Consider the following 23372-nt stretch of genomic DNA (forward strand, 5'->3'; position numbering starts at 1 on the left):
GGCTAGTTGGCCGGGTGATTCGATCGCAACGAAATATTGCGACCACTAGGGTGAATCGTGTGTATATGGCGACACCGTTGATCGAGGCGAAGACTGCCTTAGTGGCCCGATGATGATCGCGTGGTGGATCCTCATCGCGCTCTGCGCGGTAACCTGCGTGATCCGGTATGTCCGGGAACCTCGTCGGCTCAGCAACGGCGTCCTCGTGTTGTGCACCATCCTCCTCGTGCTGATTGTGCTGCCGAGAATGGGTGGTCGGGTCCAGGAGATCGTCGGCGCGTATGTCATCAATCCGCTGTTGATCATTGCGGTGCTGGGCTACCTGGCGATGATCGGATTCCTGCTGGTGAATGGTGTGATCGTGACGCGGCGCGAGGGTCGTTCGTTGGCGATGCTCCTGCCGTTGCTGGTGTCACTGGCGATGATCATCGTACCGCTCGGCGTGCTGTACGGCTTCGCGATCGAGACCAAGCAACCCGGTATCTGGCTGACCTCGGTCACTGTCTTCGTAGTGATGGTCGTCGGGTACGTCGGCTTCGTATTCGCCAGCTTCGCGACCTTCAGCCTGCTGTACCGCTTCCGACGTCCGCCCAAGGTCGCCGGGACCGTCGTGATCCTCGGATCGCGCGTCATCGACGGCGGTGTCACACCGCTACTCGCGAGCCGGATCGAGCGAGGCATTGAGCTCTACCGCACCAGCACGTCACCGGACGGCGGCAAGCCCCTGCTGATCTGTTCCGGCGGACAGGGCGCCGACGAGACGCGATCCGAGGCGTCGGCAATGGCCGACTATGTGCGCGAGCGTGCGGTGCCCGCTGAAGATGTGGTTGAAGAGAATCGCTCCACCACGACCGAGGAGAACCTCGCCTTCAGTTGGGGAATCGCGCGCGAGCACGGCCGCAGTGACGACGCGATGTTGGTATCGACCAATGACTTCCACACATTCCGTACGGCGTTGCTGACGCGCAGGCTCGGGATCGACGCGTACGTCGCCGCGGCGCCGACGGCTCGCTACTACATTCCGGCGGCTTATCTGCGCGAGTTCGTGGCCGTTGTACGTGACTACTTATGGATCCACCTCGGCGTCCTGGCATTGTTCGGTGCGATGGTTGGTTTCGCGGTCTGGGAGTCGTTCCAGCAGCATTGATCGGCGATACGCCGCTGGCTCGCGGTGCGAGCGCCCGCGCCCAATCCCAGGTCCCAGGTCCCAGGCGAGCCGACGCTCACGTGCGAACTCAACCCCAAGCGAGCTCAAGCCCAGCCCCAAGCGAGCCTTGCCCAACCTCAAGCGCGAGGTGAGCGAGCCGACACATGTGTAGTGGTCGATCCACCCGTGCCGTATTGTCCGAAATTGACCGGTATATCAACTTTCGGAGGCCATCGTGGCAGACGCATACATCATTGACGCGGTTCGTACGCCGCGCGGTATTGGCAAGGTCGGTAAGGGCGCGCTGGCGCACCTGCACCCCCAGCACCTTGGCGCGACAGTGCTGAAGGCACTCGCCGAGCGCAACAACCTCAACACCGAGGACGTCGACGACGTCGTCTGGGGCACCTCGTCGCAGGAGGGTAAGCACGGCGGCGACCTCGGTCGCATGGCGCTGCTGGCCGCCGGCTACGACACCAAGGCCTCGGGCGTCACGCTGGACCGTTTCTGCGGATCGGGTATCACCACCGTCAACATGGCCGCCGCGTCGATCATGTCCGGGATGGAAGACCTGGTCATCGCCGGCGGTACCCAGATGATGAGTGAGACGGCGACCCAGTCCCGGGAAAAGATGGAGAAGGGTGTCGCGGTCTACGGCATGGGCGCGGGTAACGCCGCGCTCGACGAGATGCACCCGCAGACTCACCAGGGCATCGGCGCCGACGCGATCGCCGCCAGCGAGGGCATCAGCCGTGAGGATCTCGAGGCCCTTGGCCTGGAGAGCCAGCGCCGCGCCGCGATCGCCATCGAAGAGGGCCGCTTCGACAACTCCGTCGTACCGGTCTACAACGAAGACGGTTCGGTTGCCCTCGACCACGAGGAGTACCCGCGTCCCAGCACCACCGCCGAGGGTCTGGCCGGCCTGAAGCCCGCGTTCGCGTCGATCATTGACGCTGATCAGGGCAACGGTCACACCCCGCGCGAGCAGGTCAAACGTCGCTACCCGGACCTCGAGTTCGAAGCCCTGCACCACGCCGGCATCTCCTCGGGTGTCGTCGACGGCGCCGCGGCGATCTTGCTGGCGTCCAAGGAGTACGCCGAGAAGCACGGGATGAAGCCGCGTGCGCGCATCGTGGCATACGCGAACATGGGTGACGACCCGACCTTCATGCTGAACGCGCCGGTCCCGGCCGCGAAGAAGGTTCTGGCGAAGGCTGGCCTGTCGAAGGACGACATCGACGTGTACGAGGTCAACGAGGCCTTCGCCGTCGTGACCGAAAAGTTCATCCGCGATATGGATGTCCCGCGTGAGAAGGTCAACCCGAACGGTGGCTCGATCGCTCTGGGTCACCCGATCGGTGCGACCGGTTCGATGTTGATCGGCACTGCCCTCGATGAGCTTGAGCGCACCGGTGGCCGCTACGGCCTGATCACCATGTGCGCCGGTGGCGGTATGGCCCCGGCCGTGATCATCGAGCGCGTCGACGCCGCGTAACGAGTTGCACGTCATCAGCGCCGCCCTCAACCATCTCGGTTGGGGGTGGCGCTGAGTTTGCGAGTCGCTATCCGCCGAGCAACGGGGCGCAGGTCGAGTGGGTCACTCGCGTTCGCCGTCGTACGGCGAGACTAAGCGGGAATGATCGACTTCGTGACGGTGGCGGCCGCGACGACGTTTCCGCCCGAGTGCGCCTCCGCGCGTAGGAATGCGAGCGACTTGCCGAGGCGCAGCACTTCCGCCTGCAGTTCGACGACCGAACCGCCCGGGACGCCTTTCATCAGTGAAATGTTCACCGCATGCGAGACGGCGATTTTGTCGGCGTCCAGTCGCGGTATCAGCGCGAGATAGCAGGTCATGTCGAGCAGCGTGTAAATGACGCCGCCGTGCAGCCACCCACCCGGTCCCTGGGTCGGCTCGTCGACAGTGAACGTTGCTCCGGCCGCCGAGTCGGTCTCCTCGATCAGCGAGACCCCGAGAAAGCGGTGTAGCGGCAGGTCCATGACGGCCGTGATGCGCGGATCAGTACTCATGCGTGTCCTTCTGACCGCGGTGCGGTCGACATGGGAAACCTGGCGCCGATCGGCGCCAGGTTGAGGTCCGTGATGGTTCAGCCGATCAGCGCAAAGACCCGCGACCACATGAGCGTGGCGAGTTCCTCGTTGTAATCCGAACCGGTCGGGTCACCGAAGACGTGTCCGCTGCCTGGGTACACGTAGTGCGCGGCTTGGGCGCCGGAGCGTGCCGCAGACCGGACCAGCTCGTCGGGGTTACCCTCGTCAATCCACGGATCGTCGACGCTGTGGTGGATCTGCAACGGCACGTGTGACTGCCACGAGGTCGGTTTCGCTACGCCGCCGGCATGGAACAGCAGCGCGGCGCTGGCGCGCGGATCGCGCTTGCCCATCGACTGCGCCATCGCAGCACCCAGCGAGAAACCGCCGAACACGAGCGGCCCCTCGAGGTCTGCGATCAAATCGGATGCGTGCTGGGCAAGATTGCCGAATCCGACCTCGTCGCGGTACGCCGTACCTTCCGTCGCGTTCGGGAACGTGTGCCCGTCGTAATAGTCGGGACGATGGACCGTGTGACCCGCGTCCACGAATAGGTCCGCCATCTTGTGGAAACCTTCATTGGCGCCAACTGCTGAGTGGAAAAGTACGACATTAGCCATGCCGTAACCCTAGATTGTGTTCCGTGAGGGGCCTACGGGAGATGCAGTCTTCAGACTGCGACCATCTCCACATGCCCTGGCATCCGACCCCACCAGCCCTCACGCGGCGTGCTAGTCGCTCTTGTTGCCGCCCTGGCGGCGGGGATCCGATTTCGCCTGGGGGAGGCGACTGGTTTTCGCAACCCGTGACGGTGGCGGTACGACGGGCCCGATGTCCCCGTCCGGCGCCTCGTCGAGGTCGACGATTACGGGCGCGTGATCACTCGGGCCCTTTCCTTTGCGAGCCTGGCGATCGACCCACGTCGCGGCTACCCGGTCGGCGATCGGATCGCTTGCCAGGATCAGGTCGATGCGCATACCGAGGTCTTTGTGGAACATGCCGGCCCGGTAGTCCCAGTAGCTGAAGATCCGTTCGTTCGGCCACCGCTCGCGTACCACGTCGCGCAACCCTGCCTCCTGTAGCCGACGCAGCGCGGCGCGCTCCGGCTCGGTGACGTGGGTCTGTCCGACGTACGCCGCGGGATCGAACACGTCGCGGTCGGTCGGCGCGATGTTGACGTCCCCGCAGACCAGTTGCGGCCCGCCGTCGGCCACGAGCGCCCGAAGCGCCTCGAGCCATTCGAGTTTGTATCGGTAGTGCTCAGAGTCCGGCTCGCGCCCGTTCGGTACGTACACGGACCGAACCGTGATACCGCCACAGACCGCGGAAACCAGTCGCGCCTCTTGGTCTGGAAACCCGGGACCGCCGGGCAGACCCGCGACGACGTCCGACAAGCCGACCCGCGACAGGATCGCGACGCCGTTCCACTGTGACTGCCCGTGCACCGCCGCCTCGTATCCGCGGGCTGCGAGGTCGGCATCGAGCAGCCTGTGGAACGCGTCGTCGGTGAGTTTGAGTTCCTGGAGACAGACGACGTCCGGCGCACGTTCGTCGAGCCACGGCAGCAGCCGGGCGACGCGTTGCTTGACCGAGTTCACATTCCACGTAGCGATCCGCACCCAACCACCGTAATCGCGACGCGCGCAACCGCGCGATGCCCTGCACCAACCAGCGCAGCAGTGCGGCGCCCGGACCGCTTGCCCAGCGGCCCGGACGCCACACCGACGAGGGCTTAGTTGTTACGCAGGGCTTCCTTGACCGATACGCGGCTGCCCATCCGCAGCAGTGAACCGCTGTAGATCTTGCCCGCGATCGCCATCACGCCGGCTGTGCACGCAACCAGTAGGCCCAGGGAGAGCAGGGGCTCCCACCACTGCGCCTCCCCGAGGAACATCCGTACCGGCATCGCCACCGGGGCGCTGAATGGCACATACGACAGGATCGTCATCACCAGCGAGTTGTCGGCGAAGAACACCACCCCGAAGTACGGGATCATGATCATCATCATCGCCGGGGTCATCACCGAACCGGTGTCTTCCTGACGTGACACCAGCGCGGCACCCGCGGCGAAGACGCTCGCCACCAGAACGAAGCCGAAGAGGAAGAACACCACGAACCAGATCATCGGCGTACTAATCAAACCGAGGATGTCGTCCTGCCCGGTGAGCAGGAGCCCGAGTGCTGCAGCGGCAGCCATCGCGATTGCGGAGGCCACGCCGATCACCGAGTTTCCGAGGATCTTGCCGGCCATCAGCGAACGTGCCTTCACTGCGGCAAGCAAAATCTCCACGACCCGAGACTGTTTCTCTTGAACCGTGTTTTGCAGGATCACCGTGCCGGAGCCAAGGGTCGCCATCATGAACACCAGCCCGAAGGCAAGCGCGATGACGCTTCGTAAGGAGTCAGACGTGTCTTGCGGCTCCAGCAACTCGACATCCGGGCTGACCGACAGCGCGGAGATCACGTCCGTCGGCTGATCGCTGAGCGCGATGACGCGCATGCCGAGTGTCGAGTCGTCCGGAACGATCAGCGCGTCGACTTCTTCGTCGCGCAGCAGTTGTTCTCCGGCCGCTTGATCGGAGACGGCAGTGACGTCCAGATCTTCTGCTTGCTGGACGACGGCCGACGTGTCACCGACCGTCGCGACCGAGACCGAATCATCACCGGAATTAACCGCATTCGCGATGATGATCCCGCCGAGGATGATGATCAGCGTGATTGCGTTAGAGATCAGGAACGACTTGGTGCGGATCTGAGTGAGAATCTCGCGTTCGGCGACCAAGAGGGTCGCCTGCCAACCGGTCAGCGCCGCGGGCTTCGTCGGAGTAGTCATTATGCGGCCTCGGTTTCGCTGGGGGATACGTCGACGACGACGTTGCGGAAGATTTCGCCGAGCGAACGCTGCGCCGGCGTGAACGAATGGACGACGCCGCGTGTCACGGCGCTCGCCAGTACCTGCTGCGCGACCTCCGGCGTACCGCTGAACACGATGCTGTCGCCGGCGAGCTCGTCCACGACGACACCCGGGATGTCACGGACCCAACCGGTGTCAGTCCCGGTACGCATCGAGTATTGGCTTCCGGAGAACCGTGCGCGCAGGCCATCGCGAGAATCGGCGGCCCGGATCTGTCCGCCGCTGATGATCACCAGGTCGTCGCACAGTCGCTCGACGACGTCCAACTGATGCGAGGAGAACAGCACCGGAATGCCGCGGGCGGCATGCTCGGAGATGACGGCGACAACCTCGTCGACGGCGAGCGGGTCGAGCCCGGAGAAGGGCTCGTCCATAACAAGTACATCCGGTTCATGCACTAGCGCTGCGGCGACCTGGACGCGTTGCTGATTACCCAACGACAGCGACTCGAGTTTGTCGCGACGGCGCTCGCCGAGCCCAAACCGCTCCAGCAAGTTGTCAGCGCGGTTGATGGCCGACTGCTTGTCGATGCCATGTAGCCGGGCTAAATAGGCGAGTTGGTCGACGATCTCCATCTTGGGGTACAGCCCGCGTTCCTCGGGCATATACCCAAAGCTGCGTAGATCGGCTCCGGTGATCGGGTGGCCATCTAGGGTGACGCTCCCGCTGTTTGGCTGCAGGACACCGAGGATGATGCGCATCGCGGTGGTCTTGCCGGCTCCGTTGCCGCCGACGAACCCGGTGAGCCTGCCGCGCGCGACATTGAAACTCACGTCTTGGAGCACGGCGCGGTCTCGGAAGGACTTGGAAATCTGATGCAAGGTCAGCATGCCACCTACGCTATGTAGGCGAGTCGCGCTGCACATCCGCCACGTGGCCGAAATCCGCCTCACCCTCCTGGCGGACCAGCTGACGCGCCGAAGACGCAGTCTGAGCGACGACATAGCCACCACTGAGAGTTATCGAGCCGCCCGGACTGCGTTTTCAGTGGAGTATCCGCCGTAGTCGTGTGCGGTCGGGCCATCGGGCCTGCGACGATAGTGGAGTTTGCGATAGTCGGAGTCAGACGGAAGGCCAGACGTGACCTCAGATCTCGCGCAGATCAAGACCTGGTGGCGCGCCCTCGGCAGCGATGGGTTCTTCGTATTGCCGCCGCCGACCCGTAGCCGCTACACGCAAAGTGACGGGCACGACGATGCCGTAGAGCTCCTCGCCGAGCGCGGACTGCCGCCGAGTACGTCGTTCGCGTACTGGCATTGGCAGTCACACGACTCGTTCGAACGCGATGGCTCATTGGCCCATCCGCTGCACCTGCATTGGGGTGGCGACTACGAGGTCGTGCAGCGCGGACTCGGTACCGGACCAGACGGCTACACGCTCGTCGACAACGGCCCGAAAGGGGCCTTCGCGCTTGACCGTGCGACCGCTCGTGATGGCGATGGCTTACCGTCGCCGGACGACGCCGCCGGGGTGCGGCAGTTCCTCGCCGAACTCGACGAACCCATCGACCGGCGGAGCGCGCGGTTCGAATACCGGCAGCTGACCGAGGCGCAGGAGACCTGGTTGCATGACGCGCTCGCCGCCAGCGGCGATCTCAGGCAGCAGGGCGAATACCTCACGACGCTGAGCCTGCGGGATTCCGATCGGCCGCAGGAGGCGGATCTGCTCTATCGCGGCTGGCACGAGCAGTACGCCGACAACCCCACGGAGTACCCGCGTTGGTGGCCTTTGCTGCGCTCGATGCTGCGGCATGAGCACGAGCGGGCGTGGGAGTTGGTTGCCGAGATCGGTCCCCGCACGGCGGGAATCGTGGCACAAGTCCCATCCGAGCGAGCGTTGGATGTGCTGCGCGACTTTGCGCTCGGCGGCGACGCGGAGGCTGCCGGTTACTGGCTGTCGGCGTACGCCGATCTGCACAACCTGACGCCGATCGACGCCGCCGTGTTCGTCGGTGGAGCGCTCGAGGACCAGAGCGGAATCGGCACGGACCTGTGGGAGGAGCTGGCGCAGCAGATCGCCCGGCTATCGCACCTCGAGTGGACACCCGCCGCGCATCAGAAAGTTCTCCTCACGCCGCTGGCGATACTGCGCACCGCGCTTGATCAGCGGCTACCTGCGCAAGTGCGCGCGGCAGCGGCGCGCAAGTATGTCGTGCCCGCCGCGCGGATGCTCGACCCGGTCGCCGAATCCGACCCGATTGACGAGGTCGTTCCTGGCTACACCGCAGGTGAGTTTCGGACCGATGTCGCGCGGTTCGCGGGAGCCACCGCTGAACTCGCCGACACTTTCGGACCTGCGCTGACCGGGTACGAAGGCGCGTTGACCAGCATCTGGCACGAGTACCGCGTGCTGACGCCGGGAAAGATCGCGTGGCTGCATGCACAAGTTGCCGACCCGGCGACCGAGATGCAGGGGCTCGGATTCTGCCTGGAGTTGCTCTATGCCCACGGCGAGGCGACAGTCGCGGACGTCGACGCGCTCCGCAAACGCTGGAAGAAAGTGCTCGCGAAGAAGTACGAAACAACGTACACCGAGTGGCGGCACCCGCTCGTCACGCTGACGTGCCTCGCGCACGACCTCGGCGATCCACTCGCGGCCGATCTCGATACGTGGTGGGCGAAGCCGACACCGAAATGGAAGATCAGAACGCGGTTGCTGACGCTGCTCGGCGCGCCGAACGAGCAGAAGGCCGCGCAACTGTGGGCGTACGTCGAGTCCGGTGAGCACGATGAAGGACACCTATTGACGTGGGTGCTGCTGCGCGCGCGGCTGGATGGCGTGCGCCCGCTCGACATCGCCGATTCGCTGATCGGGTCGGGCATTCGCGATTACGTCCTGCATCGGGTACTTTTTGCGGCGGCCGTTGGCGATCAGCCGCTGTGGCATTACAACGTCGGCGCGGGAAGTTGGCATTGGTGGCAACGGATCGTCGCGGTGGCTGAGGATTCGGGCGTGTCGGCGGCGGCCCGGAAGATCGCGCTCGCTGCGGCGCGCAAACATCGAGTGATTGCGTACCCCGACGATGTGCGTGGGGTTTCGACCGAGGACCTTGCCGCGGCTCAGAGGTGGCTAGCCGAGCGCCAGTACGGCTAGCCCGCCCCGCTAGTTATAGGTCACACCATCGGCGGGAATTTCAGCGCAACAGGCTCGGTTGAGGTCGGGTTGGACCGAAACCGAGCCGAACGGTGAGTACCGCTGTGCCAGACGTTGCTGTCGATAATCCGCTAGCGAGCGCCCCTGCAGGGGCACCGCAGGCCGGCGATCACCAACGGACGACGCAGTCGCGCGCGACAGAAGGACATCGCCGAGTCCGTGTCGGTCTAGCGATACTCGCGCTCGCCGTCGGGGGCTTCACCATCGGGCTGACCGAGTTCGTCACGATGGGCGTGCTGCCGGAGATCGCCGCAGGCGTCGGCGTCGGTACGTCGACAGCGGGACACCTGATCAGCGCGTATGCCATCGGTGTGGTGGTCGGCGTTCCGCTGCTGTCGTTCTTCGTCGCGGGTCTGCCTCGGCGCGCGCTGTTGATCGCGCTGATGGCCGTGTATGCGTTCTTCAACGCGCTCAGCGCCGCGGCAGCCGGGTTCGAGATGCTGATGGTCGCGCGATTTCTGGACGGTATTCCGCACGGCGCGTTCTTCGGCGTTGCCAGCCTCGTCGCGGCGAGCCTGGTCGAACCGAGACGCAAAGGCCGCGCCATCGCGATGGTGATGCTCGGCCTATCGGTCGCGAACGTCGCCGGCGTACCCGTCGCGACGTGGCTGGGGCAGACCTTCGGATGGCGTACGCCGTACGCCGTGTCCGCAATCCTCGCGGTCGTCACCGCGCTGCTGATCCGCCGATTCGTGCCGTACACGCCCGCCAATCCGGACGCCAAGGGACGCAATGAAGCGCGCACCTTCTTCGGTTCGGCGCAGGTCTGGTTGACGATGGCGGCCGGAGCCGTCGGTTTCGGTGGGATGTTCGCGGTCTTCAGCTATATCTCGCCCATCGTCACCGACACCGCCGGATTGTCGGCTGACAGCGTTCCGTTCTTCGTGCTGAGTCTGGGGCTAGGCATGGTATTAGGCACCTGGGTCGGCGGCGAACTCGCGCGCTGGTCGGTGTTCCGCACCCTGCTGATCGGCACGGCAGCGCTGGCGGGCGTGCTGGTGCTGCTGTGGTTGGTGGCGCCGAACGGCTGGTTGCTGTGGCCGACCGGCCTGTTGATGACCACGACCGCGACGATCGTGGTGGTGAATCTGCAGTTGCGGTTGATGGACGTCGCTGGTGACGCGGTAACCCTGGGCGCGGCGATGAACCACGCCGCGTTGAACATCGCCAATGCGCTCGGCGCGTTCGCCGGTGGCATCGCGTTGGATGCCTGGGGCGAGCGTACGACGCCGCTGGTCGGCGCGGTGCTCGCGGTTGTGGGTCTCGGCGTACTGCTGTGGAGCGCGACGCTGCACCGCCGTACGCCGCCCGCGTAGTTCGCGTGACTGCGCGGGCCCATCAGTTCCTGACTCAGGTAGCTCAGTCCGGTGTGACCACGCCGGTCCGGTAGGCGTAGGCCACCGCCTGTACCCGATCGCGCAGCCCTAGTTTCGACAGCACGTTCGACACGTGGGTCTTCACGGTGGCGCGCCCGACCACCAACTCGCTCGCGATCTCCTCGTTCGACAGCCCGGTCGCCAGCAGTCGCAGCACGGCGAGTTCGCGTTCGGTCAGCCCAGCGGGCGGTTCTGCCGGAGTCGGTTCCGTTTTCGCGGAGACGACACGTTTGATCACGGCCATCGTCACCGCTGGAGCCAGCAGCGCCTCGCCGCCGGCGATCGCACGGATCCCGTCCGCGAGTTGCTCTGGTCGGGAGTTCTTCAACAGGAAGCCGCTGGCGCCGGCCTGTAGCGCGGCCATCAGGTAGTCCTCGCGGTCAAAGGTAGTCAGCATCAGCACGCGCGCGGCGACGGTCGGGTCCGCAACGAGTTGTCGCGTGGCCTCGAGCCCGTCCATGGTCGGCATCTCGACGTCCATGCAGACGATGTCCGGCGCGGTACGACGTACCACCTCAAGGGCCTCGGCACCGTTTGCCGCCTGCCCGACCACCTCGATGTCCTCGTGCACCGACAGAATTGTGCGGATGCCTTCACGCATCAGGTGCTGATCGTCGACCAGCACGACCTGGATCGGGGTGCTCATGAGACTCCTCGTGCGCTGGCGGCGGGTGTAGGGATGTGGGCGCGGACGACGAAACCGGAACCACTACGCGGTTCCGCGAGCAGTTCACCGCCGAGACTGGCTACGCGCTCCCGCATACTCGGCAGACCAAGCCCGATGCCGTGCGGTCGTGGCAACCCCCGCCGTCGGCCGTCGTCAGCGACTTCGAGTTCGACGGCGCCGTCGAGGTAACGCACGGTGACGACGGCGCGAGCGGTCTGCCCGGCGTGCTTGGTCGTGTTTGTCAGCGCCTCCTGCGTGATGCGATACAGGTTCAGTCCGATCAGCGGCGGTACGTCGCGGCGCTCGCCTACCTCGACGATCGTGACGTCCAGCCCGGTCGCCTCCGCCTCGGCGACCAGTTGCCCGATGCCTTCGACGCCGGGCAATGGGCGTGATTCGACGGGCTCGGCGCCGTCGTCATCGCGCAGTGTGCCCAGCAGCGCATACAGTTCGGCGACCGCTGCCCGCGCGGAGTCTTCCAGGGCCGTGAGCTGCGCTTGTGCGCCGTCAATGTCACGCGGCAGGATCGCGCGCGCCGCGGCCGCCTGCACCCCCATTAGCGACACATGATGGGCGACCGCATCGTGCAATTCACGGGCGATTCGCAGGCGTTCGATCGTGACTGCTTGCCGGGTGGCGCGTGCCTTCTCCGCGGCGAGTTCTCGCGTGCGCTGTTGGAGAACTGAGCGTTGGCGGGCTGCGTTCCAGGCGTGCTCGCCGAACCAGTACGCGCCTGCGAAGTAGAGCGCGTTGATCAGCAGGTTCTGCAGCATGAAGCCGATATTCGGTGTGAGGGCACCGATACCGCTGCCGTCGGTTCCGAGGTCTTCGCCGGCAATGCGAAACATTCCGATGATGAGCCAGACCGCCATTACCGCGATACAGGCGATCCGGGCCCAGGCCGCCCGAGCGCGATCGCTTTCCCACGCACCTACCGTGTAGATGGCGCAGAACAACCCGATGTTCATCACGATGGTTTCGCCGACCACGAGTTCGCCGGCGACGATGAAGGCGATCGCGACGACTGCGAGCACCGCGGTCGGGAACCGGCGGCGTAGCCCCAGCGGCAGTGTGGTGGCCGCAACGAGGGCGACTGATACGGCCGGGGCAGCGCCGTCGTCGCCGTAAATCCCGATAGCGATGGTCAGCACCACGGACATGATGCCGAGCAAGAACAGGCCAACCGCGCCCAGTAGGTCGTTGCGGATCTGCTCTGAGTCGGCGGCCGGACGGCGCCAGATCGCGAGTTCGGCATCGGAAACGGTCATGTCACGAGCCTAACGATCCTCAGTCGCTCCCGGCGGACGTGAGTAGGTCAGCAATAGTCGCTCTGGGCGCCAGTGATTTCCCAGCAGTGGTAGCCGTAACCGCTGCCGAACTGGACGCTGACGACGGGAACGTCTGAGCCGGTCGATGGCTGCGTGATCACGACGGTCATCCGATTGCGGTCACCCTGTTCAACTCCCGCGTCCGCGGCGGCCAGGTCCACGATTTTCGCTAGTTGATCAGCCGGAATCTCGGCGGCGGAGAACGTAGCAGCGTCTGTCGTGGTCAGTGACGAATCCTGATAGATCACGGGGAACTTCCCGACCTCCACGTTGAGCATATTGACCCCGGCGTAGTCACCATCGGGAATCTTGACCTGTCCGCCGACACCCCCAGACTCCAGGAAAGTGGGTGGGCCCGGGTCGGGCGCGAACGGATCGGAGGAGCGGATAACCATTTCCTGAAAGATCACGTCGTCCTTGCTCAGCCCGACGTCTTCGAGTGCTGCGTAGAGATTCTCGGTGGTGTCAGGAAAACTTTGCGGATCGGCCATGGGCGCCAACTGCCCATCGAGGGTGCCCTGGATTTCGTCGATGCCGCTCACGCCATGAATCTGGTAGGTCACCAGTGGGGTGGATCCGCCAACGGGGATAGCGACGACGGCATCGCCGACGTCGTACTCGTCGACGTGCTCAAGCAGGTCGTCGTACATATCGTTGAGTTTCGGTAGCGACGCACGATCGATGCTGAAGGTGCCGGGAGTCGTAGCGTTGGCGCCATACGACGGTTCGGACTCGCTGTTGGTGATCTCGAAGTCTTGCCCACGCTCGGGATCGAGGGCGGTGAGAGTCCAGCCGATCGAGTCCAGTTCGAAACTGCGGATGAGATCGATGCTGCCGGGCTTGACCTCGGCGAGGTCATCGAGCGCATCCTCGAGGGAGTCCCCGAGGTCGCCCACATCACCACTGCCGGCGACGAAGTCGATGGCGTCCTCGACAGTTTCTTGCACGATCGACAAGTCAGGCAACGCAACAGAGACGCTCGCCGCGGCTATGGCGAATCCAGCGCACATCGCGATCATGGCGCGCCGTCCGCGACCGACCCGACGTGCGACCCCCGGAAGTCGCCCGCTGGTGACGAAGCCTCTAGGATCGGGGACATCGTCGTGACGTTCGGAATCGCGCGCACCGAGCAGGAGCGCACCTGGCGAAGTCCCGGGCAACAGGGCGTACGAGGTAGGCCGCTGCAGATCAGCGAGATCATCGAAGTCGATATCGCGTGCGGCCGTGCTGCGGAAGGGCAGGCCGCCTGGGCCATCCGGGATAAGGACGTCGACCTCGGCGATCAGCGGGTCTAGGTTCGCTCGCGCGGCGGCATCGTCGCTGTTCGCCTTGGCGAATGCGAAACGGGTGGTCCTGATCGCCTCGGGTATCGCAGCGGACTGGTAAACCCGAGAATCGGGGTCGCGAGTCGAGGCGCCCGCGCGTGCATGGTGTTCGATCCGAGCCAACTTGAACCGGACGCCGGAAACCCAGCCGAGGAAGCACAAGCCTGTCACGGTGCCCGCACCGACGGCGAACCAACCGGTCGAATCTGCGGCGAGCGTGATCCCGGTCATCGTTGCGCCGCCCCAGATGACGCCCATGCCGAACCGGCGCACGACGGGCATCGGCTTCGCTTGGCTCATTTCCCAAATTTACTAGAGCGAAACCGTCCGGCTGTAGGTAGTCCGATGGCTTCATTACGATCAATGCAAATACGAACTGTTGGTGAGTCGACGGGAGGCGAGGGCGATGGATCAGCCGGCAAAGATGTACCCGGATTCCTCGTCAGCATCGACGAGCCCGACGGCACCGCCCGAGCGCGATCTATATGTCGTGCGCCTATCGGTGGCAAGGCTATCGACGCCCACGGCGCTGAACGTGTTGTTTCCCCTGGCGGCCGTCGGCGGGGCGGTCGCCTTCCTGATGACACAGGGAACGGCGACCACGCAGAGGCTGGCAGCAGCGGTGTGGCTGATCCTGTGCACCGTGGCCTTCCTCGCATGGCGGATGCCCACGCGGACGATCAGCGTCGGCCTGGGGGAGCGGTCCCTGACACTGAGCCGCGACGGCGATGAGCACCGAATTGCGTTGCCCGAGATCGCGAACGTCGAGATATCGCCATTGCCATACGTGGGCGAGAATCTCGGGAATGCGGAATGCGCATTCCCGCTGAAGGGACAACATACGTTGAGCGTGACCGATAGGGCGGGCAAGCGATACTTCTGCGCTATCGATCTCGCGAATCCCTATGGTAAGCGGATCGTCGATTCCCTGCGAGAGCGGTCGATGCCGATGACGCCCTGGGAAGCACATCGTAAGGACGTACGAGAGCAGGCAGCGAAGCGTCTGGCGATGGAGCATGAGGCGGAGCAACGAACACGCGAGCCACGAGCGTCGCGGGATCGAGATCCGCAGCCGCACGCCGAGACACACGCGAGCCTATGGGCGCAGGCCATTGGTGAGCATGATCGGGTGCTGCTCGCGTATGGCGCGTACGAGACTGATCCGCTGTTATTACTACGATTCCCAGGAATCGTCGACGTCACGATCGATGAGACGGCGGACTTCTTTCACGCACTGGGCGAAGCGGGAGCGCTACGGCTGGACGAGTTCCCCGGCGCAGGTTCCGCGTTCGAGAGTTATCGCGGCTCCGTGCGTACGTTGACCAAAGCGTGGGCCAAGGCAGAGAAGAACGCCCGGGGAATGGGGATATCCGCGCTATCGGATCCGGACCAGCGGCGAATCTCGCAGGCAGCCAAGTTACTGCGGCACGCAGAGGGTGCACAGTCGCAATTGGAGCGTGGCGCCTATCTGCAGCAGGCGCGAAACATCTTGGACAAACTCGTCGAGTCCGGGGCGATCACGCCGCCACCGAAGATGCTGTTCGAGATTCAGCGCGCTGCCGGGGTCGCTCTGGAAGCCGGCCAGTCCGAGTCCTCCTGAAGTCCCGCGTACATCCGGCGGTTACGCCTTCTGCGGAGGTTCGAGGCCGTAGATCGCGTGTGTGACGCTGCGTGCGGTCGCCCGCACCGTGAGGCCGATCGTGTGCACCTCGGCGGCGCTCAGCGGCGCCCGGAAGTCGTACGCGCACACTGCGAGGACGGCGACAGCAGAGTCGTCGAACACCGGGGCATTGATCGAGAACGGCATGTACTGCCGCTCGGGGTCCAGTTCCGCGATGGCCATGTGGGGGCGCATCATCTTGCTATAGACGGATTCGAGGATGCTCTCACGTGCCCCGCCGCGGACATCCTGCAGTTCCTTCTCGACGTGCGAGCCAAGCGCTTCCTCACCCGGAAGGGTGCATTCCACGCCGTATCCCCGTGCCCGTACAGCAGCTAGAACCTCACGATAGTGCGATTCCACAGCTTTGCTCGGCTTGCCCATCACATCTTGGTCCAGCCAGTTGCGGACTGCTCGATCGTCCTGCCAGGCCAGGAAAATTCCCGCGAGTGGCGGCCGAAACTGGATCCTGTCGCCGATCTGCTGGCCCATGGTTCCACGCCGTACGCCTCGGGGCTGCACAAGTTCGGCTACGACCAGGTCGGCACTTGAGGTGACCAAGGCGGCGCATGCGACGCCGAGTTCGTCGGCGAGGCCCGCCAGCGATGGCCGTGCGATATCGACAACGTTGGTCGCACCTCGTGCGGCGTCGCCGATCGGGACCAGCCGAGGTCCGAGTTGATAGGTCTTGCGGTGTGGATGACGTACCAGCCAGCCTCGGCGAGTGAGTTCGATCAGCATCGGGTGGCAGGTGGCTTTGTCGACCTGCAGCATCCTGGCTATGTCGGCGAGCGAGCGCTGCTGCGATGTGTCGGCGGCGAGGAACTCCAAGACCTCTACTAGGCGCGCTGTCTGAGGTGACGGCCTCGGCAATTCGATCACCCCTGTGGTCTTGGTCGGACAACTCCGGGCACTACTCTGCCGAATCGTTTACGAATTGTAAATGTTGACAGGCAATGTGCCACTTCATAGATTGACTCGCATCACACTTCGCCACATGATCGGACGTGCAGTTATGGATCTGGGTCTCCGCGATACCGTCGCGCTGATAGTCGGGGGCGCCTCGGGCATCGGGTGGGCAAGCGCCCAAGCCTTTGCCGCGGAAGGCGCGAAGGTCGTGATCGCCGACCTCAACGGAGAGACTGCTGCCGACCGCGCCGCATCGCTACCACAGGCATGGTCACGGCGCGTCGACGTGACGAGCGAGGACGACATCCAGGCGCTGTTCGCGGCAGTTATCGAACGCGAAGGCCGGCTTGATTCGGTGGTCAGCTGCGCCGGCATAGGACACCTAGGTGCGATTCGGGACATCGAGCTCGCTGACTGGCAGAACGTCATCGACATCTGTCTCACCGGGTCGTTCCTGGTGATGAAGCACGCGGCGCGGGTCATGACAGGCGGCGGATCGATCGTGAACATCGCCTCGCTGAACGCGCGCCAGACAGCCGCGGGGTACGGCGTATACAGCGCTGCTAAGCGTGGGTTGACTGCGCTTGCTGAGGTCGCCGCTCTCGAGTTAGCCGCGGACGGGGTTCGGGTCAATACGATCTCTCCCGGGCTGATTGATACCCCGCTGACGAACACGCTGCGTGCGATCCCCGGCGTGCAGGAGGAGTTCACCGATAACACGCCGCTTAGGCGTAACGGGCGCCCCGAGGATATCGCCGCAACCGCGCTCTTCTTGTGCTCGTCAATGGCCGACTGGACGACCGGCGACACGCTGGATGTCAACGGTGGCGGTCATCTACAGCGCTATCCGAACGTGATGGCAGCCGCCGCCGCGCTGACACCCGAAGAGTTCGAAAAGTTGCAGTCGCTGTGAAGGCGCTGCAGTACTTCGGAGTCAAAGACCTGCGCCTCCAAGAGGTCGCCGAGCCAGAGGTTCGTCCCGGCTGGATCAAGCTGGCGGTCACGTACTGCGGGATCTGTGGCTCGGATCTGCATCAGTACGTCGGCGGCACGGCTCGGCCGATAGATGAACCCCATCCCCACACGGGGATGAGCGGTGCGGTCACGATGGGGCATGAGAATCTTGGGACCATCACCGAACTCGGTGAGGGGGTCACCGGTTTCGAGGTCGGACAGCGCATCGTCGTCGAGGCTTTGCGGGGTTGCGGACAGTGCCATTCGTGCCGCGAAGGCATGCGGAATGTCTGCCATGTGCTGAGCATCCTGGGGGCGGCGCTGCACGGTGGAATGGCGCCGTACATGGTGGTCCCCGAAGACCTCTGTCACGTCGTCCCCAACGGCATCCCCGACGAGGTCGCGGCGCTGACCGAACCGCTGGCGGTCGGCATTCACGCTGTCGCCCAAGGAAACGTCCGTTCGGGTGACGACGTCGTGGTGTTCGGCGCCGGGCCGATCGGCCTGATGACGATCCTGGCGCTCAAGGTCGCCGGCGTACGACGACTCATCGTCGTTGAGCCGAACGCGCTGCGTCGCTCGTCTGCCGAGCGTGTCGGTGCAGACGTTGTCATCGACCCCACGGACCTCGATGTGGTGGTGCACATTCTCGAGCGAACTGATGGCCGCGGCGCGGATGTGTCCTTCGACGCTGCCGGTGCCGATGCCTCGTTTGCCGCCGCGTACTCGGTTATCCGCCGTGGCGGAACTTTCGTCAGCGTGTCTGCCTGGGAGCGGCCGACCGAATTCAACCCGATGGTTTTGCTCGGTACCGAAGCGACGTTTACCGGCGCACTTGGCTACGGTCCACGGGACTTCGGGTTCGCACTGCAGTTGCTGGCCGACGGCACGCTCGGCGACTTGTCCTGGATGGTCTCCTCGGTCGTCGCGCTGGATGACGCTGTCACTGGCGGATTCGAGGAGTTGTTGGCCAACCGGGATGCACACATCAAAATTTTGGTCCGCCCGCAGGGCTGATACACCAGGCCGCTGAGCGGCCGTTGTCGATCACGTAAGGAATCTGCATGTCACGTTTGAAGTTTGGCGCATTCTTGGCCCCGATCCACGATCCGGGAATCAACCCGACGTTGGCGCTCGAGCAGGATCTCGAGTTGATGGTGCATCTGGACCGCCTCGGATTTGATGAGGCGTGGATCGGTGAACACCACAGCGCCGGCAGCGAAATCATCGCCTCGCCGGAAATCTTTATCGCCGCAGCGGCGGAACGTACGAAGCACATCCGCTTCGGCACCGGCGTCACGTCGGTGTCGTACCACAACCCGCTCTGGGTGGCTGAGCGAATGATCCAGCTTGATCACCAGACCCGCGGGCGTGTGATCCTGGGCCTCGGCCCGGGGTCGTTGCCGTCGGATTCGGCGATGATCGGATTGACGCCGACCGATACCCGTGAGCTGCTGGGCGAGAACGTCGAAATCCTCGCGAGGCTGCTGCGCGGGGAGAGTGTCACGAAGCAGACGAAGACCCACAACTTGGTGAACGCACACGTGCACCTGCGTCCGTACTCCGACCAGCTGGAGATGGTCGTTGCCGCGATGGTCTCGCCGACGGGCCCGCGCCTCGCCGGCACCCACGGCCTCGGCATGATCTCGGTCGGCGCCACGCTGACCCAGGACGGGTTCGATGCACTGGCGCACCACTGGAACGTCGTGGAGGAGCGCGCCGCTGCCCATAACCAGACTGTGAGCCGTGACGCGTGGCGCCTGGTCGGCGTGTTCCATCTCGCCGAGACCGAAGAGCAGGCTCGCAAGGACGTGCGCCTGGGCATCAAGCACTGGTTCAACTACTTCCAGCAGATCGCTGCCTTCCCACAGCAGGGAATCGGTACCGAGAGCGAGGTAGACGACATGGTCGACACGATCCTCGCCTCGACGTCCTCGGTGATTGGTACGCCGGAGCAGGCCCGTGCGCAGATCGAGGCGCTACAGAAGCAGTCCGGCGGGTTCGGCACGCTGCTGCTGAACGCGACGGACTGGGCCGATCGCGCTGCGACGTTCAAGTCGTACGAGTTGTTCGCGCGCGAGGTGATGCCCCACTTCCAGGGACAGGCTCAGGCTACGACCGAGGCCGCGGAGCGCGCAGCCGCGCTGCGGGACGTCGGTACTCAGGGCCAGCTTGACGCGATCGCACACATGCAAGCGAAGTACGACGCTGAGGTAGCCGAGGCGAAGGCCGCCAAAGACAAGTAACAAACAGCAGGAAGTTCGAGGGGGACCGGGATATGAGCGAGATGGCAACAGGGCTGAGTCTGCCCGAGCCGACGAGCGATCTGAGGCAGGCAGAACGTGACTTACAGACGCACGGGATCTGCCTGGTCGCTCAGGCGCTCCCCGGTCCCGAACTCGAGCGCGTCCGGGATCGCCTCGTGCAAGCGATGGAGGACGATCACCAGAGTGGATTCACGCGTAGCGACTTCGGGCTAGACAAGGATACGACGAACCAGCGCGTCTGGGGCTTGCTTTCACGTGGTGCCCCATTCGTCGAACTGGTGCAACACCCGACGTCGCTGCGTTTGCTGCGCAGCGTCTTGGGCGCCGACATCGCGCTGTCGAGTATCTCCTCGAATATCACTTTCTCCGGTGGCGGTGAGTCACTGTTGCACGCAGATATGACATATATGCCTGAACCGTGGGCGGGTCCGGAGGGAGCGAATGCGATTTGGCTGGTCGACGACTTCACCGAGGAGAACGGCGCGACGATCGTCATCCCCGGTTCGCACCTGTGGAATCGAATGCCCACGGCTGATGATCAGCAAGCGCAGGGCGTCCCACTTGAGGCCCCGGCCGGCACCCTGGTCGTCATGGAAGGGCGGGTGTGGCACAAGACAGGTTCGAACCGCACCGATGGGCAGCGCCGCGCGGGTATCTTCAGTTGGTACACCAAGCCGATCTATCGGACTCAGGAGAACTTCTTCCTGAGCTTGAACCCGCAGACGCTGCAAACCGCGAGCGACGAACTGTTGCAACTGCTCGGTTACGACATGTCCGGATTAGGCCGCGTGAACGGTGAACCGGCGCGATCTTTCCTGCGCGGCGAAAGCGCGTAGTTCTCGCCTGCGAGGCGGAGAGCGTAGCCCAAGGCTCAAAGCCCAAAGCCGCGGAGCCGACGCTCGACGACCTTGAGGTCGGAGCGATACGTTAACGCCATGCAGATCACCCACCTCGGACATTCCGCCGTACTCGTCGAGAGCGCGGGCGCTCGCATCCTCATCGATCCCGGTGCGTTCAGTGCCGACTGGCATTCGCTCGAGGGTTTGGACGCCGTGCTCGTCACGCACCAACACCCCGACCACGTTGATCCCGCCCACGTGCCGGCTCTGCTAGAGGCGAACCCGGACGCCCGGGTCATCGTCGAGCCGAGCGTGTCCGGCGTCGTGGATTTGGCACGCAGCGAGCCGCTGTCGGCGGGCGGAACGACGACGATCGGCTCGGTCACCATCGAGGCTGTCGGGGGAGATCACGCCGTTATCCATCGCGACATTCCTACTATCGGGAACATCGGGCTGTTGGTGAAAGCCGAAGGCGAGCCGACCTTCTTTCATCCAGGGGACTCGCTCGCCGCTTGCCCGCCCGGTGTCGACGTCGTCGCGATGCCCGCGATGGGTCCCTGGGCTGCACTCAAGGAGCACATCGACTTCGCGCGAGTACTCGCAGCACCGCTTGGCTTCGGCATTCACGACGCCTTGCTCAGTGAACGTGGCTGGGGATTGATGACCGAGCGGGTGGACGCAATGAGCCCTACCGCGGTCCACGACCTGCGCGACCACCGCCCGCGGACGGTGACCGCAGATGGCTTCTCGGCGTGAGAGCCACCCTCGACGCGAGGAGATCGCTCACTCTAGTCGGGCTGGTAGCCTGAAACTGAACGATTGATCATTGACCTCGGGTCGTATGCCGCTCCGGGCCGCGTGAAGTCAGAGTGAACGTGATTGCGCGCCTGTCTTGGGAGCCCCCGTGGGTCCTGATCAATCGTTCACAGCGCGTTCGTGCGTCCACGCAGACGATTTCTCGCGTCGGTGACCCGGGTGGTCGTCTGGCTTCGCCGCGGGACTTGCCGCGGCTGATCCGAACGCGGTGGTACGGAAGTCGATCGAGTTTGGAGACGAAAATGTCTGATATAGAGGCGATCGCCGGATCGCGTCGCATGTCCTTAGGTGAGCAGTTGGCCCGATGGGCACGCAAAGCACCCGAGCGCCCGGCTCTTACGTATCAGGACTCCGACTTGACGTATGGGGAGCTGGACGCGCGCGTGTCGCGCCTCGCGCGCGGACTGCGCGACCTTGGCGTGCAGCCCGGTGACCGCGTCGCCGTATTCATGCAGAACCGCGCAGAAGTGATCGAGTCGTACTTCGCCGTCGTGCGTTTGGGTGCTATCGCCGTACCGGTCAACTTCCGCCTTGCTGCCCCTGAAGCGCAGTACGTCGTAGAAAACTCCGGCTCAAGCGTGCTGCTCGCCGATGACCCGCTCGTCGAAGATGCCGCGAAAGTCCGCGCGTCACTGGAATCGAACGTTACGTTCGTCGTCTGCGGAGGCCGTCACGCCGAGTTCGATGCTCTCGCGTACGAAGACATCTTGTCCGATGACGGCAGCGACCTCGGCGTAGATGTCAACGAACACGAGCCCGCGTTCTTGATGTATACATCGGGAACCACGGGCCGGCCCAAGGGCGCAGTCATTACGCACTTCAACCTCATGATGAACTCCATGAATTCGATGGTGGGCCAACGCATCGAGCCCGAGGGTGAGGTCTGGCTCTCCGGTCTCCCGCTGTTCCACATCGGCGGACTGAACGGCATTCTGAACTACGTCATGGCTGGCGGCCACACGATCCTGATGGCGTCGGGAAACTTCTCAGCCGAGGACGTCGTCCAGCATTTCGAGAAGGATCACGTCACCTCCTGCTACTTCGTGCCGACGCAGTGGAAGGAAATCTGCGAGGTCCCGAACGTGACCGAGCGTTCTAAGTCGCTGCGCCGGATTTCCTGGGGTGCCTCAATAGCACCGCCATCGGTGCTCCAGGCGATGGCCGATGCCTTTCCAGGCGTACCGAACTTCAATATGTTCGGGCAGACCGAGATGAGCTCGGTGACCTGCGTGTTGCGCGGCGAGGATGCCGTCCGCAAGATGGGCACCGTGGGTCAGCCCGTCCCCATGGTCGAAGCGCGCCTCGTGGACGAGCAGATGAACGACGTACCTCAGGGCGAGGTGGGGGAGATCGTCTACCGCGGACCCACCGTCATGCGGGAGTACTGGCGCAATCCTGAGGCGACCGCGGAGGCGTTCCGTGGTGGCTGGTTCCACTCCGGCGACTTGTGTGTGATGGATGAGGACGGGTTCATCAAGGTCGTTGATCGCGCGAAGGACATGATCATCTCCGGAGGCGAGAACATCTACTGCGCCGAGGTTGAGGCGGCCATCGATGCGCACCCGAAGGTATCCGAAGTGACGGTCGTGGCCCGCCCGCACCCGAAGTGGGTGGAGACGCCGGTGGCATACATCGTGCCGGTCGATCAGGACGACGCGCCGAGCGAGGACGAGATCATCGACTGGTGTCGCCAGCGCATCGCCTCCTATAAGAAGCCGTCCGCGGTGGTGATCACCGACGGGTTCCCCCGTAACGCGAGTGGCAAGGTGCAGAAGTTCATCCTGCGCGAAGAACAACGCAAGGCATTCGGCTAGGCGGATCCGATTCTCGCGTACCCGAAGCGGGGAGGAGCTGCGGGAGCGGGGAACCGATTCGAGCGTGGGAAAGTCCCCCACTCTCGATGCTTACATCCGGCGTCGAGGCTGGTCGGCGTTCTCGATCATGAATCCCGCGCCGGTGGAAGTTCGG

At 64.3% G+C, this 23372-nt stretch carries 20 protein-coding genes; 11 read left to right on the forward strand and 9 right to left on the reverse strand.

The window, feature by feature from the left end:
* The first annotated feature begins 109 nt into the window (after positions 1 to 109).
* Entirely contained in the window at positions 110 to 1147 is a 1038-nt protein-coding gene (locus E1H16_RS12530) for a YdcF family protein (RefSeq protein WP_134324213.1), read from the forward strand.
* Positions 1148 to 1382: 235 nt separating this feature from the next.
* The gene (locus E1H16_RS12535; protein WP_134324214.1) at positions 1383 to 2642 is read left to right on the forward strand and encodes an acetyl-CoA C-acetyltransferase; all 1260 of its coding nucleotides are present in this window, start codon (positions 1383 to 1385) and stop codon (positions 2640 to 2642) included.
* Positions 2643 to 2773: 131 nt separating this feature from the next.
* On the opposite strand, the gene E1H16_RS12540 is transcribed toward E1H16_RS12535, so the two are convergent.
* The 5 genes from E1H16_RS12540 to E1H16_RS12560 all read right to left on the reverse strand — a co-directional run bounded on the left by E1H16_RS12540 (position 2774) and on the right by E1H16_RS12560 (position 6940).
* Positions 2774 to 3175, reverse strand: a complete 402-nt coding sequence (locus E1H16_RS12540) for a PaaI family thioesterase (RefSeq protein ID WP_134324215.1) — start codon at positions 3173 to 3175, stop codon at positions 2774 to 2776.
* Positions 3176 to 3252: 77 nt separating this feature from the next.
* On the reverse strand, positions 3253 to 3816 hold the full coding sequence (locus tag E1H16_RS12545; RefSeq protein ID WP_134324216.1) for a dienelactone hydrolase family protein: 564 nt from the start codon (positions 3814 to 3816) through the stop codon (positions 3253 to 3255).
* Positions 3817 to 3927: 111 nt separating this feature from the next.
* Positions 3928 to 4815: an exodeoxyribonuclease III gene (locus E1H16_RS12550; RefSeq protein ID WP_134324217.1), complete on the reverse strand. Its 888-nt coding sequence runs from the start codon at positions 4813 to 4815 to the stop codon at positions 3928 to 3930.
* A gap of 113 nt (positions 4816 to 4928) precedes the next feature.
* Positions 4929 to 6029: an ABC transporter permease gene (locus E1H16_RS12555; RefSeq protein ID WP_134324218.1), complete on the reverse strand. Its 1101-nt coding sequence runs from the start codon at positions 6027 to 6029 to the stop codon at positions 4929 to 4931.
* A complete protein-coding gene (locus E1H16_RS12560) occupies positions 6029 to 6940 on the reverse strand; it encodes an ABC transporter ATP-binding protein (RefSeq protein WP_134324219.1) in 912 nt (303 codons plus the stop codon). Before E1H16_RS12560 ends, E1H16_RS12555 begins: the two co-directional genes overlap by 1 nt.
* A gap of 250 nt (positions 6941 to 7190) precedes the next feature.
* Here E1H16_RS12560 and E1H16_RS12565 point away from each other — a divergent pair, with 250 nt between their 5' ends.
* On the forward strand, positions 7191 to 9203 hold the full coding sequence (locus E1H16_RS12565; RefSeq protein WP_134324220.1) for a hypothetical protein: 2013 nt from the start codon (positions 7191 to 7193) through the stop codon (positions 9201 to 9203).
* Positions 9204 to 9295: 92 nt separating this feature from the next.
* Entirely contained in the window at positions 9296 to 10579 is a 1284-nt protein-coding gene (locus E1H16_RS12570) for an MFS transporter (protein ID WP_243837844.1), read from the forward strand.
* Between the two features lie 43 nt (positions 10580 to 10622).
* On the opposite strand, the gene E1H16_RS12575 is transcribed toward E1H16_RS12570, so the two are convergent.
* The 3 genes from E1H16_RS12575 to E1H16_RS12585 are packed head-to-tail and all read right to left on the reverse strand — an operon-like array spanning position 10623 to position 14259.
* Positions 10623 to 11285: a response regulator gene (locus E1H16_RS12575; protein ID WP_134324221.1), complete on the reverse strand. Its 663-nt coding sequence runs from the start codon at positions 11283 to 11285 to the stop codon at positions 10623 to 10625.
* On the reverse strand, positions 11282 to 12574 hold the full coding sequence (locus E1H16_RS12580) for a sensor histidine kinase (protein ID WP_134324222.1): 1293 nt from the start codon (positions 12572 to 12574) through the stop codon (positions 11282 to 11284). Before E1H16_RS12580 ends, E1H16_RS12575 begins: the two co-directional genes overlap by 4 nt.
* Before the next feature lie 47 nt (positions 12575 to 12621).
* Complete coding sequence (locus E1H16_RS12585; RefSeq protein ID WP_134324223.1) at positions 12622 to 14259, reverse strand: hypothetical protein; 1638 nt, start codon at positions 14257 to 14259, stop codon at positions 12622 to 12624.
* Between the two features lie 106 nt (positions 14260 to 14365).
* Between E1H16_RS12585 and E1H16_RS12590 the strand changes: the two genes are divergently transcribed.
* Positions 14366 to 15559 carry a hypothetical protein gene (locus E1H16_RS12590; RefSeq protein ID WP_134324224.1) on the forward strand — a complete coding sequence of 398 codons (1194 nt, stop codon included), beginning with the start codon at positions 14366 to 14368 and terminating at the stop codon, positions 15557 to 15559.
* A 21-nt stretch (positions 15560 to 15580) separates the two neighbouring features.
* Here the strand turns inward: E1H16_RS12590 and E1H16_RS12595 are convergent, their stop codons facing one another.
* Positions 15581 to 16501, reverse strand: a complete 921-nt coding sequence (locus tag E1H16_RS12595) for an IclR family transcriptional regulator (protein WP_279586369.1) — start codon at positions 16499 to 16501, stop codon at positions 15581 to 15583.
* Positions 16502 to 16616: 115 nt separating this feature from the next.
* Between E1H16_RS12595 and E1H16_RS12600 the strand changes: the two genes are divergently transcribed.
* The 6 genes from E1H16_RS12600 to E1H16_RS12625 all read left to right on the forward strand — a co-directional run bounded on the left by E1H16_RS12600 (position 16617) and on the right by E1H16_RS12625 (position 23218).
* On the forward strand, positions 16617 to 17441 hold the full coding sequence (locus E1H16_RS12600; protein ID WP_243837845.1) for an SDR family NAD(P)-dependent oxidoreductase: 825 nt from the start codon (positions 16617 to 16619) through the stop codon (positions 17439 to 17441).
* Entirely contained in the window at positions 17438 to 18499 is a 1062-nt protein-coding gene (locus tag E1H16_RS12605; protein ID WP_166741751.1) for a 2,3-butanediol dehydrogenase, read from the forward strand. The genes E1H16_RS12600 and E1H16_RS12605 overlap by 4 nt, the downstream gene beginning before the upstream one ends.
* A 47-nt stretch (positions 18500 to 18546) precedes the next feature.
* Positions 18547 to 19728 carry an LLM class flavin-dependent oxidoreductase gene (locus E1H16_RS12610; protein ID WP_134324227.1) on the forward strand — a complete coding sequence of 394 codons (1182 nt, stop codon included), beginning with the start codon at positions 18547 to 18549 and terminating at the stop codon, positions 19726 to 19728.
* A 32-nt stretch (positions 19729 to 19760) separates the two neighbouring features.
* Positions 19761 to 20585, forward strand: a complete 825-nt coding sequence (locus E1H16_RS12615) for a phytanoyl-CoA dioxygenase family protein (RefSeq protein WP_134324228.1) — start codon at positions 19761 to 19763, stop codon at positions 20583 to 20585.
* A gap of 99 nt (positions 20586 to 20684) precedes the next feature.
* Positions 20685 to 21344, forward strand: coding sequence for an MBL fold metallo-hydrolase (locus tag E1H16_RS12620; RefSeq protein WP_134324229.1), 660 nt, complete (start codon positions 20685 to 20687; stop codon positions 21342 to 21344).
* Between the two features lie 302 nt (positions 21345 to 21646).
* Positions 21647 to 23218 carry a long-chain-fatty-acid--CoA ligase gene (locus E1H16_RS12625; RefSeq protein WP_208379036.1) on the forward strand — a complete coding sequence of 524 codons (1572 nt, stop codon included), beginning with the start codon at positions 21647 to 21649 and terminating at the stop codon, positions 23216 to 23218.
* Positions 23219 to 23372: the final 154 nt, after the last annotated feature.

This window comes from Cumulibacter soli (assembly GCF_004382795.1).
Classification (GTDB): domain Bacteria; phylum Actinomycetota; class Actinomycetes; order Mycobacteriales; family Antricoccaceae; genus Cumulibacter; species Cumulibacter soli.

Bases quoted from the DNA above. Each gene is read 5' to 3' on its own strand.
- E1H16_RS12530 (WP_134324213.1), top strand. From the start codon at position 110: ATGATGATCGCGTGGTGGATCCTCATCGCGCTCTGCGCGGTAACCTGC.
- E1H16_RS12540 (WP_134324215.1), bottom strand. From the start codon at position 3,175: ATGAGTACTGATCCGCGCATCACGGCCGTCATGGACCTGCCGCTACAC.
- E1H16_RS12545 (WP_134324216.1), bottom strand. From the start codon at position 3,816: ATGGCTAATGTCGTACTTTTCCACTCAGCAGTTGGCGCCAATGAAGGT.
- E1H16_RS12555 (WP_134324218.1), bottom strand. From the start codon at position 6,029: ATGACTACTCCGACGAAGCCCGCGGCGCTGACCGGTTGGCAGGCGACC.
- E1H16_RS12560 (WP_134324219.1), bottom strand. From the start codon at position 6,940: ATGCTGACCTTGCATCAGATTTCCAAGTCCTTCCGAGACCGCGCCGTG.
- E1H16_RS12575 (WP_134324221.1), bottom strand. From the start codon at position 11,285: ATGAGCACCCCGATCCAGGTCGTGCTGGTCGACGATCAGCACCTGATG.
- E1H16_RS12580 (WP_134324222.1), bottom strand. From the start codon at position 12,574: ATGACCGTTTCCGATGCCGAACTCGCGATCTGGCGCCGTCCGGCCGCC.
- E1H16_RS12585 (WP_134324223.1), bottom strand. From the start codon at position 14,259: ATGAGCCAAGCGAAGCCGATGCCCGTCGTGCGCCGGTTCGGCATGGGC.
- E1H16_RS12590 (WP_134324224.1), top strand. From the start codon at position 14,366: ATGGATCAGCCGGCAAAGATGTACCCGGATTCCTCGTCAGCATCGACG.
- E1H16_RS12600 (WP_243837845.1), top strand. From the start codon at position 16,617: ATGATCGGACGTGCAGTTATGGATCTGGGTCTCCGCGATACCGTCGCG.
- E1H16_RS12610 (WP_134324227.1), top strand. From the start codon at position 18,547: ATGTCACGTTTGAAGTTTGGCGCATTCTTGGCCCCGATCCACGATCCG.
- E1H16_RS12615 (WP_134324228.1), top strand. From the start codon at position 19,761: ATGAGCGAGATGGCAACAGGGCTGAGTCTGCCCGAGCCGACGAGCGAT.
- E1H16_RS12620 (WP_134324229.1), top strand. From the start codon at position 20,685: ATGCAGATCACCCACCTCGGACATTCCGCCGTACTCGTCGAGAGCGCG.
- E1H16_RS12625 (WP_208379036.1), top strand. From the start codon at position 21,647: ATGTCTGATATAGAGGCGATCGCCGGATCGCGTCGCATGTCCTTAGGT.